The sequence below is a fragment of the Streptomyces sp. NBC_01551 genome, from assembly GCF_026339935.1.
Taxonomy (GTDB): domain Bacteria; phylum Actinomycetota; class Actinomycetes; order Streptomycetales; family Streptomycetaceae; genus Streptomyces.
Genome location: NZ_JAPEPX010000001.1, coordinates 5,826,807 through 5,837,858, shown reverse-complemented (window position 1 = coordinate 5,837,858; position 11,052 = coordinate 5,826,807). Strand labels below are relative to the sequence as shown.

Below are 11,052 nucleotides of genomic sequence, written 5' to 3'. Positions count from 1 at the left end.
AGAGGATGTACGGGGCGGGTCGGAGCGTCAGCGGGTCGCTCGCACGGCGGCGAGGATCACGTGGGTGACCACGGCCGGGCGGGAGACCGCCACTGCATGGGACGCGTCCACTTCGGTGATGTGCGAACCGGCACGCCGGGCCATCCACCGTTCGGCGGCGGCCGGGATGTTCTTGTCGGCGGTGGCGATCAGCGCCCAGGACGGGATCGTCTTCCAGGCCGCTTCCCCGGCCTTCTCCTCCAGCGCGGCGGTGGCGACCGGGCGCTGGGTCGCGGCCATGACCGCCGCTTCGGCGGCGGGTACGTCGGCGGCGAACTGCCTGTGGAACTTGGCTCGTTCGATGACGAGTTCGGTACCGGTGCCACCGCCGGGCAGCGGGTACGACCGCGGGCTCACGGTGTCGCCGAGGGTGGAGCCCGGGAACTTGGCGGCGAGCTCGGCCGCGCTCTCCCCCTTGTCCGGGGTGAACGCGGCGATGTAGACGAGGGCCTTCACACGGCTGTTGCCCACTGCGGCGCCACTGATGACGGCGCCGCCGTAGGAGTGGCCGACCAGGACGACGGGCCCGTCGACGGCGGCCAGCACGCTGCGCAGGTAGTCGGTGTCCGCGGCGAGACCGCGCAGCGGGTTGGCGGGCGCCAGGACGGGGTAGCCGGCGTGCTGCAGCCGCCGGATCGTGCCGCTCCAGCTGGAGGCGTCCGCGAACGCTCCGTGGACCAGGACGATCGTCGGCTTCGGGTCGTGCCGGTCGGTGTCGGCCGCGGCCGGGCGGCTCGCGGGTGCGGCGGGTGCGGCGCCGATCAGGGCGGCCAGCGTCGCGGGCATGGCGAGGGCGAGGGTGCGCCTCGTGAGCTGCATGGGTGGGTGTTTCCTTGTCGGATGGGGAAGCGTGGGGGTGCGCTCGGTCGAGCAGGAGGGGTGCGCCGCTCGGGCGGAGGGGTGCGCCGGCCGGGCGGACGGGACCCGGCGCGGGAGAAGGGGACCAGGCCTCAGAGGCCGTACGCCTCCAGGAGCCGGAGCCAGACCTCGCTCACCGTCGGAAAGGCGGGCACGGCGTGCCACAGGCGCTCCAGGGGGACCTCACCCACGATGGCCACGGTGGCCGTGTGGATGAGCTCGGTCGCCATCGGACCGGTGAACGTGCAGCCGACGACGACCCCTCGGGTCTCGTCGACGACGAGCTTCGCGAGGCCGCGGTAGTCGTCCGCGTGGAGCGCGGCACCGGCGACGTCGTCGATGCGGTACTCGACCACGCGTACCGCGAGACCCGCTTCGCGTGCGGCGCGTTCCGTGAGACCGACGCTCGCGATCTCGGGGTGGGTGAAGACGGCCTGGGGGACGGCGAAGCGGTCGGCTTCCGCACTCCAGGGCTGCCCGCCGCCGGTGTCGGCGGGGCGGCCCGCTGCTCGCTCTGCGATCGCCGCCGCGCAGGCGCGGGCCTGGTACTTGGCCATGTGGGTCAGCGGCGCACGGTGATTCACATCGCCGACGGCGTAGAGCCATGCGCCCTCGACCGCGGTGACCCGACAGGTGTCGTCGACCGGGAGCCAGTCGCCCGCCGGCAGTCCGACGGAGTCCAGGCCGAGGTCTGTGGTGCGCGGGCGCCGGCCGACGGCGGCGAGGACCTCGTCGCAGACGAGTGCGGTGCCGTCGTCCGTGTTCACGGTCACCGTGCGGGTGTCGGCGTCACGGGCGACCCGGACGGCCGACACCCCGAAGCGGATCGTGACGCTCAGATCGCTCAGCCCCCGGGTGACCTCTTCGCCGGCACACGGTTCCCAGCCGGTCAGCAGGGCCTGGTCGCGGACCAGCAGAGTGACGGAGGAGCCGAGCGTGCGCCACGCGGTGGCCATCTCGCAGGCCACCACTCCCCCGCCGATGACGACGAGCCGCTCGGGCACCGCGTCGGCCGTGGTGGCCTGCCGGCTGGTCCACACACCGATCCGGTCGAGCCCTTCGACCGGCGGAAGGGCGGGCTCCGTGCCGGTGCAGACCACGACCGCGCGCCGGGCCCGCAGGGTACGGACCGTGCCGTCGGCCCCGGTCACCTCCACCCGGCGCTCACCGGCGAGCCGTCCGTGCCCCCGTACGAGCGCGATGCCCGCACCGTCGAGCCAGTCGGCCTGGCCGGTGTCGTCACCGCGCCCGGTGAAACGGTCACGGCGGGCCAGGACGCGCGCCGGGTCGAGTGCCGCCGTGACCGCCTGCCGGGCCCCGTCGACCGACCGGGCCGCCGCTCGGGCGGCGCCGGGTCGCAGCAGGGCCTTGCTCGGCACGCAGGCACGGTAGGAGCACTCGCCGCCGACCGCCTCGGCCTCGACGACGACGGCGGTCAGTCCCGATCGGACGGCCCGGTCGGCGACGACCTCGCCGGCCGGACCGCCGCCGACCACGACGAGGTCGTACGTGTCCATCAGCCGCGCACCAGAGGAGTGTCCACGAGATGCTCGGCGAGGAACCACACCTGCGCCTCGCCGGTGCGGATGACATCGGAGACGAGCAGGTCGGCGCTGCCCTCGTCGCCCTCCCCGGAGAGCCGGGCGGCGGCGTCCCGGGCGTCGATCAGGATCCGCTCGTGCGCGTCGAGGAGCCGCGACAGCATGACGGGCACCGGCTCGACGCCGTCCGGCGGCCGGGGGATCGACGTCAGCTCGGCGACGTGGCGCGGGTCTCCGACGGCGACGCCGCCGAGGCTCTGGACCCGCTCGGCCAGCGCGTCAACGATGGCCAGCTGGGCTTCCGCGTGCTTGTCCAGCATCAAGTGGAGTGAGTAGAAGGTCGCTCCGCGCATGAGCCAGTGGTGCTTCTTGTAGAGGGAGTACAGGATCTGCGCGTCGGCGAGTACGCGGTTCAGCCGCTGGCACGCGTACATGCGGGTGTCGTGGCCGAGGCCGATCGGCAGCTGCTTGAGCGTGCCGAACGCCTGGGTCTCGGCTCCCTTCTGACGCAGCAGCGGCTGGCCGCCGCCGTGTGGGGTCGTGAGGGTGTCCATCGGGTGCTCCTGTTCGGGAGAGAGGGTGGGAAGGGCCCGGCCGCCCGGTCGGGGGTACGCGGGCGGCCGGACCCGGTCTGTGCGGCTCGCGCTCAGCGGTCGGCGATCGCCGGGGCGGGGGGCCGGTGCAGGACGAGCCGGGTGAGGAGTCCGCTACCGAGACCGGCCACGAGCGCGAGGGCCGCCCACCACAGCGGGTACGGCGTGAGGCCGAGGGCCGCGTCGACGGACCAGGCGCCGGGGCCGGTGGCGGCGAGGGCGGCGGCGGTGCCGATGAGGACGAGCGGGTACTCGTATCCGTCGTTCTGCACCCAGAGCCCGTGGCGCCACTTCACGGTGAGCGCGACCGTCATGACCCCGATGGCGCCGGTCGCGGCGAGCGGGGTCAGGAGGCCGGCGGCGAGCAGCAGGCCCGATCCGATCTGACCACCGCCCGCCGCCAGGGCGGTGAGGGCACCGCCGCGGAAACCGTCGGCGCGGAACTCCTCGGTACCGCCGTTGAGTCCATTGCCGCCCAGGTGCGAACTGATCTTTTGCACACCGTGGCCGGCGACGAGCAGTCCCACCAGCAGACGCAGGATCAGAATGCCGGTGTCCACAGGGGTCAGCCGGCGGCGTGCGCGCCGATGACGCTCTGCGCGTACACGACGCCCAGGCCGTACGCGCCCGCGTGGGCCTTGACGATCTCCATGACCGCGCCGTACGACTCCTGGCGCGCCCAGTCGCGCTGCAGCTCCAGGAGGACCTGGACCCAGGTCACCGGTACGGCGCCGGCGGCGATCATCCGCTGGAGCGCGTGCTCGTGGGCGGCCGGGCTGACGCCGCCGGAGGCGTCGGAGACCACGTACACCTCGTAACCCTGCTCCAGGGCGGACAGCGCGGGCAGCACCAGGCAGACCTCGGTCCACAGGCCGGACAGGATGATCTTCTTGCGGCCGGTAGCCTTGACCGCCGCCACGAGCGCCTCGTCCTCCCAGGCGTTCATGGTCGTACGGTCGATGACCTCGTGCTTGGGGAACACCTCGGCAAGCTGGGGCAGCAGGGGCCCGGAGAACGACTCGGCGGCGACCGTGGTCAGCACGGCCGGCACATCGAATGCCTGAGCCGCCTTGGCGAGACCCACGGTGCTGTTGATGATCGCGGCGCGATCGCCGCTCCCGGTGCCGAAGAACATCTGCGGCTGGTGGTCCACGAAGAGCATGACCGCGTTGTCGGGCGTGAGCAGATCCTTGCTCGGGGCGGCCTGCACCTTGTTGACGTCGAACATGAGGGGTCCTCTCGAAGCAATCGGTAACGTGCCCCCGCCGCGTCCGCGGCTCGGCACTTCTTCAAGCTACGAGCGACCCGACCGACCGCATTGACCTCCTGCGCCCAGGGGTTGGCACGACAGCGCACAACCGGTCAAGGACGAGATCCGCGCAGTGTCACGGGCGCGAACGCGCAAGGTCGCGACACCCGCACACTCGCCCCGAGACCCCCCGAAACGGCGCGTCACCACACCCCAACCCAACGAAGGGCCGCCTCACCAGCGGAAACATCGCCAAGAACGAGCCGCGGAGGGGGAGAATCTGGGGAGAACGAAGCCGTTCTGGGGAGCGGCTGGGGAGAAGCGACCGCGCAAAACGGCGTCACCCTGAAAGCCCCGGAAACGAGCAAATTCGCAGGTCAGCCCGGCTCGTACAGCAATCTGCCCAGGTCAGCGCGTTGTGGGCGAGGACTTCAAGAAGATCTCCTCCTGGGCCGCCACCCTCTTCGCCCCCACCCTGGCTGGCACGGTCTACGGCATGAACTTCGAAACCACGCCGGGCCTCCAGTGGGCGAGCAGCAGCAGTGAGTGATCTTCGGCTGGCGCGCCGTCGCACAGCCCAAGCCCTGAGGCCCTCCACCCACGACCATCGCTTCGGGCCCTGGCCACGGAACTACAGTGCCCCCTCCCTCACCGACCAAGATCCGGGCCAGTGGCGGGCCAGCACCGGACCACCGATGGCAGGTACCTTCATCTTGCCTGGTCAGGAGGGGTGTGGCGGGTGTACCACCAGTACTCGAAGAACATACTGACCAGCTACTCCCCCAAGAAGCTCGGCTTCTTTTAGGGCATGAAAGACGGCGCCTGACCTGGGCTTTCGCCCGTCAGGAGCCGTCGGCGCGACCCGCTCGACACGGGTGTCAACTCTTTCTGTTCTTCCCGGTTCATCCAGCCCCTCTCCCACGGTCGAAGTACGCGTCAGCTGACCCGAAGACCGACCGCCAGCGTCAGTTCGAGGACCCGGTGTGGCGATGCGAGATCCGGAAACAGCTCCCGCAGCTGCGACATCCGGTACCGGACGGTCTGGGGATGGACGAACAACGCCGCCGCCACCTCGTCCCGCCTGCCTTGGTGAAGCAGCCACGCCCGCAACGTCTCCTCCAGCCGCCGTGCGGTCGCGACAGGCAAGGTCCGGAGGGGTGCGAGGGCTCGGGCCCGCAGGTCTGCGAACGCGTCCACGTCGGCGCTCAGCACCAGCTCGGGCAGGTGGTCCTCGGTGTCGCGGATATCGGAGGAGAGGGAGCGCGCGCGTGCGGCTCGTGCGTACGAGGCGGATGCACGAGTCCACGGCCGGGCCGGGCCGACCACGGCCGTGCGGTCGGTCAGCTGCCGCAAGAGATGTGACCGGTCGGCATCGGGGACGAGCAGCACCCCGAAGGCGTCCGGCAGATCGTCGAGGACGAGGGTGCTCGGGTCGAGCGCGCGGTAGGCGGGCCGGGCCTGGGCAGCGGGCAGCAAGACGGCGGTCAGCGAAACCGGAGGCTGCCACCTAGCCCGTTGAACAGAGGCCAGCAGCACGTCGGGGCTCGCGTCGGCGAGGAGGTCGCGGGCCAGGTGTTCCAGGTGGCGCTCGTGGTCACGGCCCCGGGCGGCCAGCTCGTCGGCGTGGCCCGCGGCGCTCGCGGCGGAGAGCTCGTCGATGTAGGCGAAGGTCAGCTCGGCGAACTTGGCGACCTCGGCGGCGGGCAGACCTGCGGGTACGGCACCCGCCGCCAGGCATCGCCAGGCCACGCGGGCGCCGACGCGGTAGGCGCTGAGCAGGGCGTCCATCGAACGCCCGTCGCGCACCTCGCCGCGGCCCAGCTCGTAGGCCGCGTCACCGGCGTCGCCGCCGGTGGCGTTCCCGCTCGCGAGGTCCAGGTAGTGCCCCAGGGCGGTGCGGACGGCTCGGCGGATGGTGACGCCCATGCGGCCCGAGAGGGCGTTGGCGTAGGGAGGGACCTCGTCGATGATCGCCTGGACGACCTCGTCGGCGGTGGTCTTCAGCGCGGCCCGAACTGCGGTGACCGTCGTCCGGTCCAGGGTCAGGTCGGTGACCCTCCGGATGGGATGGCTCATTTTTTATTCCCTGCGAACAATTCGACCGGCCAGATTTACGTCCTGCGGTCAGGACTTTACGCCCTGAGGCGCATCAAGCTGGGGTCATGACGAGTGCAACCCTCCGCAGTGGGGCGTGGAAGCTGCTGGAGATGATCACGACGCCGCTGCTGCCGTCGGACTACCTCGACCTGGTCAGCCCGCTGCGTGCGGGCGCTGACCTGCGTGGGCGCATCGAGGCCGTGCACCCGGAGACGGGTGACGCCGCGACCATCGTGATCAGGCCGGGAAGGGGCTGGCGCGGTCACACGGCCGGTCAGTACGTGCGGATCGGGGTCGACGTCGACGGGAGGCGCCTGTGGCGTGCCTACTCCATCACCTCGCCGACGAACCGCCAGGACGGCCGCGTCACGATCACCGTGAAGGCGATCCCGGACGGCAAGGTCAGCAACCACCTGGTCCGCAGGGCGAAACCGGGCACGCTGGTCCAGCTCGACCAGCCAACCGGTGACTTCGTACTGCCGAAGGCCAAGCCCGCCAAGGTGCTCTACCTGACGGCCGGCAGCGGCATCACGCCTGTGATGGGCATGCTGCGTGACATCGAGTTCGACGACGTCGTCATGGTCCACTGCGCGCCACAGCCGCAAGACGTGATCTTCCGCAATGAACTGCACGACCTGGTCGCGGCCGAGAAGCTGCGGCTCACCGAGGTGCACACTGACACGGACGGCGTGCTCGACATCGCCCGTCTCGACGAGCTGGTACCCGACTGGGCCGAGCGCGAGACCTGGGCTTGCGGGCCCGCCGGCCTGCTCGACGCCGCCGAGGAGTTCTGGAGCGGCCACGGCGTCGGAGAGCGCCTGCACACCGAACGCTTCCGCCCCGGCATCGTCGTCGCCGGTGACGGCGGCGAGGTCACGTTCAGCGCCACCGGCAAGACCGTCGAGGCGGACGGCGCCACGCCGTTGTTGGACGTCGGCGAGGAGGCCGGCGTGCTCATGCCCTCCGGGTGCCGCATGGGCATCTGCTTCGGCTGCATCACGCCGCTCAAGGCGGGCGCCGTGCGCGACCTGCGCACCGGCGAGATCACCGAGGCCGAGCCGGGCGTCCTCATCCAGACCTGCGTGTCCGCCGCGGCGGGCCCCTGCGACATCGAACGGTAGGAGCACCTTGACCGCCATCGACCCCACCGCCCACCTGACCGCGGAGCAGATCGAGGAGCTCGGCCGCGAGCTGGACGCGATCCGCGACGAGGTGATCGCCAGCCGCGGCGAGAAGGACGCCGCCTACATCCGCAAGGTCATCTCGGCGCAGCGCAGGCTCGAGCTGGTCAGCAGGGGCGTACTGCTGTTCTCGTTCTTCCCACCCGCGTGGCTGCTCGGCACCGCCGGTCTGTCCGTGGCGAAGATCATGGACAACATGGAGATCGGCCACAACGTCCTGCACGGCCAGTGGGACTGGATGCGAGACCCGAAGATCCACTCCACCACCTGGGAGTGGGATCACGTCTCGCCGTCCGATCAGTGGAAGCACTCGCACAACGAGCTGCACCACACGCACACCAACGTGATCGGCAAGGACAACGACCTCGGCTACGGCATCATGCGCGTCGACGAGGACCAGAAGTGGCACCCGTTCCACCTCGGCCAGCCGCTGTGGAACTTCCTCAACGCCTGCTTCTTCGAGTACGGCATCGCGGCGTACGACCTGGAGCTCGGCAAGAACCTGCACAAGCGCCGCCGCAAGAACCCGGAGTTCCGCGCGCGGGCCAAGGCCGTGGGCCGCAAGATCCGCAAGCAGGTGCTCAAGGACTACGTGATCCACCCGCTGCTGTCGGGCCCGTCGTTCCTCACCACGCTCGCCGCCACGTTCACCGCGAACCTGGTCCGCAACATCTGGTCCCACTCGGTGATCATGTGCGGGCACTTCCCCGAGGGCGTGCAGGTCTTCGAGCGCCGGTCGATCAAGGGCGAGACGCGCGGCCAGTGGTACCTGCGCCAGATGATGGGCTCGGCAAACATCAGCGGCAGCAGGGCCATGCACTTCATGACCGGCAACCTGTCGCACCAGATCGAGCACCACCTGTTCCCGGACCTGCCGAGCAACCGGTACGCCGAGGTCGCGGTGAAGGTGCGCGCGCTGTTCGAAAAGTACGAGCTGGAGTACGTCACCGGGCCGCTGCCCAAGCAGGTGTTCTCCGCGTGGCACAAGGTCTTCCGGCTCTCGCTGCCGAACAAGAAGCCCAAGGTCGATGCGCCGGACCGCGAGCAGGAGCTCGTCGCTGCCTGATTCCCAGTACCGGTTCAGATCTTTCGGCCGTACCGGCGGCGCCGCCGGGTTCGGTGAGACGCCCTTCCAGTAGCCCTCGATCGCCTTCTTCAGCTCTCGGTTCCCGCCCTGGCGGGGGTAGCCGTGGGCAGTGGCGGCTGCTGCCGCGGCTGCGGCCGTGGTGGTCACGAAGATCCCCTTCACGGGATGGATCCCTGACTCCCCGAGGGGACACGGAGGCGCGAAGGGGTACCGGAGAAGGACGGCTGCGACCCGTGCGGTCGGCCGTTCTCGCTCTGCACGCCGCCCCGTCCACGAGTCACCGGACGCGGCCGCCCGGAGCGCAGCTGGTTACAGAGCAGGGGGCGCGCACGTTTTCGGCATATTCGAACAGGCGATAACCATCTCGATGTTGCACGTGTGCCAGCAGGGGGCGAGATGGAGTACGACCTGTCCGACCGTGTCGTCATCGGGATCGCCTCCAGCGCCCTGTTCGACCTCGCCGACTGCGACGCGGTGTTCCGGGAGCAGGGTGAGGACGCGCACCGGAGGTACCAGGAGGCCCACGTGGACGACGTCCTCGACAAGGGGGTGGCCTTCCCCTTCGTCCGGCGCCTGCTGTCGCTGAACGACCTCGCGGAGCCCCTCGATCCGCTGGTCGAGGTCATCATCCTGTCACGCAATGACCCGGACACCGGGCTCCGCGTCATGCGTTCCATCGCGGCGCACGGCCTGCACATCAGTCGGGCCGTGTTCCAGCAAGGCCGGTCGTCACACCGCTTCATACCCGCTCTGAACATGTCCCTGTTCCTGTCGGCCAACGGTTCCGACGTTCGGGAAGCAGTGGCCGACGGCCTGCCGGCGGGGCATGTACTCGAGACCGAGCGAGTCGATGACGACACCGACCAGGAACTCCGTATCGCCTTCGACTTCGACGGCGTACTGGCGGGCGACTCCTCTGAGCGGATCTACCGAACCGCCGGCATCGACGGGTTCCGCGCGCACGAACGTGCCGTGCGTAGCCTCAAGCAGTGGGGACTGCGCGTCAACGACGCCTTCTTCCTCGGCGGCATCGACGAGGCCGCCGTGATGAGCGCCCTCGACCCGCACATCTTCTTCGACGACCAGGTCTCCCACCTGGCCGGCACGGCGCCGGCCACCCCAAGCGTTCACGTACCGTTCGGAGTCGTCAATGCACCCCTTCCGGGGCCTGAATGAGTGGCGTACTTGCGACCATGCCTCGTGCATCGGCCAGCGCGCCTGCCAGCCCCCGGACGAGCGCAGCTGTCCCTGTCACGATCGGAGCTCGGACTATCGCATTGCACCGGGGGAATGCCCCTGACAGAAGCAGCGGCCCAGGGTGGCCGTACAGCGAGCGGAGGCCGGCATGCCCAACCGGTACGTGCGGCTCTCAGGTTTCGACCGACATCTGGACCTGACAAACCGGACCTCGGAGCGGCAGGCGGCGCGGCACTGCTCGAACAAGACCTCCGTGATCGCCGATTGCACGTACCCCGCCGCCTCACTTGTGCAGAAGTGCGCGAGGAACGCGGCTTCATCGAGCGCATGTCGGTGTACCAGCGGATGGGCAGAGTCATCGCCGCCCACGTGCAAAGCGACGCCGAGGACGGCAACCCGCGCGAGATTCAGGCACGGGATGTGGCGGCCCGACGGGCGGACGTGCTGGACGCACGGCAGACGGACAGCCAGGACACGGCGCGGGACACGACGGTTCCGTGGTTGCGTACCGGTCGCGTACCTCTGGAACTGATCATGAAGCGGTTTCCCCCTTCCTAGCCGAAAGCTCAGGCCACCCGAGGGAGCGCCCTCCCCGCTGCCGATCGCTCCCACGGCTTCCCGCTCCTGCCCGATCCCTGCCGCCCGGGCCGGAACCTACCAAGATCCGGACCATTTCCGGGCCAGCCCCTGGCAGAAGGCTTCACCGACTACCATTTCAGCAGGTCAGGATGAGTGCAGCTGCTGTACCGCCAGCAGACGAAGAACCTCCTCGTCTCGTACTCGCCGAAGCGTCTCGGCTTCTTCTAGAGACATAGAAGAAGGCGCCTGACCTGGGCCTTTACCCGGCAGGCGCCTTCAGCTCGACTCGCTCGAGGTGAGCTTCGATCTACTCCTTTCCTCCCAGTTCCTCCCACTCGTATCCCGCATCTGACCAGCACTTCCGGACCAGTCACGGACCAAACCCGGCTCACCTCGCAGGTCCGGCGCCTTGGCTGACGCGGTTCCGCTCCTCCACCGACTGCTCGATGAGACGGTTGGCCTGCTCCTGAACACCGTCCAGGACGCTTGGCCAGACCCGTGGCGAGTTCCGTCCGGGCCAAGACGTACTTCCTCGCACTCGACCAGGTGATGCCGTAGACCCCAGCCTCCATGTAGCTGCGGTCGGCAGTAGGTTTGCAGCTCAGCCTTCGGCGACGGCCCCCCGTAGGAG

11 protein-coding genes are annotated in these 11,052 nt (G+C 69.8%); 5 read left to right on the top strand and 6 right to left on the bottom strand.

What is annotated here, in order from left to right:
• Window positions 1-27: 27 nt before the first annotated feature.
• The 5 genes from OG982_RS26360 to OG982_RS26340 form a co-directional block, all read right to left on the bottom strand.
• Complete coding sequence (locus tag OG982_RS26360) at window positions 28-858, bottom strand: alpha/beta fold hydrolase (protein WP_266949320.1); 831 nt, start codon at window positions 856-858, stop codon at window positions 28-30.
• A 131-nt stretch (window positions 859-989) separates the two neighbouring features.
• Window positions 990-2,414 carry an NAD(P)/FAD-dependent oxidoreductase gene (locus OG982_RS26355; protein WP_266949319.1) on the bottom strand — a complete coding sequence of 475 codons (1,425 nt, stop codon included), beginning with the start codon at window positions 2,412-2,414 and terminating at the stop codon, window positions 990-992.
• Complete coding sequence (locus tag OG982_RS26350; RefSeq protein ID WP_266949318.1) at window positions 2,414-2,992, bottom strand: Dps family protein; 579 nt, start codon at window positions 2,990-2,992, stop codon at window positions 2,414-2,416. Before OG982_RS26350 ends, OG982_RS26355 begins: the two co-directional genes overlap by 1 nt.
• 92 nt (window positions 2,993-3,084) lie before the next feature.
• Window positions 3,085-3,591 carry a DoxX family membrane protein gene (locus OG982_RS26345; RefSeq protein ID WP_266949316.1) on the bottom strand — a complete coding sequence of 169 codons (507 nt, stop codon included), beginning with the start codon at window positions 3,589-3,591 and terminating at the stop codon, window positions 3,085-3,087.
• A gap of 5 nt (window positions 3,592-3,596) precedes the next feature.
• Window positions 3,597-4,259, bottom strand: a complete 663-nt coding sequence (locus OG982_RS26340; RefSeq protein WP_266949315.1) for a hydrolase — start codon at window positions 4,257-4,259, stop codon at window positions 3,597-3,599.
• Window positions 4,260-4,698: 439 nt separating this feature from the next.
• Between OG982_RS26340 and OG982_RS26335 the strand changes: the two genes are divergently transcribed.
• Window positions 4,699-4,830 (top strand): hypothetical protein, encoded by a 132-nt coding sequence (locus tag OG982_RS26335; protein ID WP_266782509.1) that lies wholly within the window; start codon window positions 4,699-4,701, stop codon window positions 4,828-4,830.
• A gap of 386 nt (window positions 4,831-5,216) precedes the next feature.
• On the opposite strand, the gene OG982_RS26330 is transcribed toward OG982_RS26335, so the two are convergent.
• On the bottom strand, window positions 5,217-6,356 hold the full coding sequence (locus OG982_RS26330; protein ID WP_266782511.1) for a helix-turn-helix domain-containing protein: 1,140 nt from the start codon (window positions 6,354-6,356) through the stop codon (window positions 5,217-5,219).
• An 86-nt stretch (window positions 6,357-6,442) separates the two neighbouring features.
• Here OG982_RS26330 and OG982_RS26325 point away from each other — a divergent pair, with 86 nt between their 5' ends.
• The 4 genes from OG982_RS26325 to OG982_RS26305 all read left to right on the top strand — a co-directional run bounded on the left by OG982_RS26325 (window position 6,443) and on the right by OG982_RS26305 (window position 10,400).
• Window positions 6,443-7,498, top strand: coding sequence for a ferredoxin reductase (locus tag OG982_RS26325; RefSeq protein WP_266782513.1), 1,056 nt, complete (start codon window positions 6,443-6,445; stop codon window positions 7,496-7,498).
• Window positions 7,499-7,505: 7 nt separating this feature from the next.
• Window positions 7,506-8,624 (top strand): acyl-CoA desaturase, encoded by a 1,119-nt coding sequence (locus OG982_RS26320; protein WP_266949314.1) that lies wholly within the window; start codon window positions 7,506-7,508, stop codon window positions 8,622-8,624.
• Window positions 8,625-9,041: 417 nt separating this feature from the next.
• Window positions 9,042-9,821: a 5'-nucleotidase gene (locus OG982_RS26310; protein ID WP_266782515.1), complete on the top strand. Its 780-nt coding sequence runs from the start codon at window positions 9,042-9,044 to the stop codon at window positions 9,819-9,821.
• Window positions 9,822-10,139: 318 nt separating this feature from the next.
• The gene (locus tag OG982_RS26305; RefSeq protein ID WP_266949312.1) at window positions 10,140-10,400 is read left to right on the top strand and encodes a hypothetical protein; all 261 of its coding nucleotides are present in this window, start codon (window positions 10,140-10,142) and stop codon (window positions 10,398-10,400) included.
• Window positions 10,401-11,052 lie beyond the last annotated feature (652 nt).

What these genes read in the sequence shown, in the direction of transcription:
- OG982_RS26360 (WP_266949320.1), bottom strand. Translation starts at nt 858, where the DNA reads ATGCAGCTCACGAGGCGCACCCTCGCCCTCGCCATGCCCGCGACGCTG.
- OG982_RS26355 (WP_266949319.1), bottom strand. Translation starts at nt 2,414, where the DNA reads ATGGACACGTACGACCTCGTCGTGGTCGGCGGCGGTCCGGCCGGCGAG.
- OG982_RS26350 (WP_266949318.1), bottom strand. Translation starts at nt 2,992, where the DNA reads ATGGACACCCTCACGACCCCACACGGCGGCGGCCAGCCGCTGCTGCGT.
- OG982_RS26340 (WP_266949315.1), bottom strand. Translation starts at nt 4,259, where the DNA reads ATGTTCGACGTCAACAAGGTGCAGGCCGCCCCGAGCAAGGATCTGCTC.
- OG982_RS26330 (WP_266782511.1), bottom strand. Translation starts at nt 6,356, where the DNA reads ATGAGCCATCCCATCCGGAGGGTCACCGACCTGACCCTGGACCGGACG.
- OG982_RS26325 (WP_266782513.1), top strand. Translation starts at nt 6,443, where the DNA reads ATGACGAGTGCAACCCTCCGCAGTGGGGCGTGGAAGCTGCTGGAGATG.
- OG982_RS26310 (WP_266782515.1), top strand. Translation starts at nt 9,042, where the DNA reads ATGGAGTACGACCTGTCCGACCGTGTCGTCATCGGGATCGCCTCCAGC.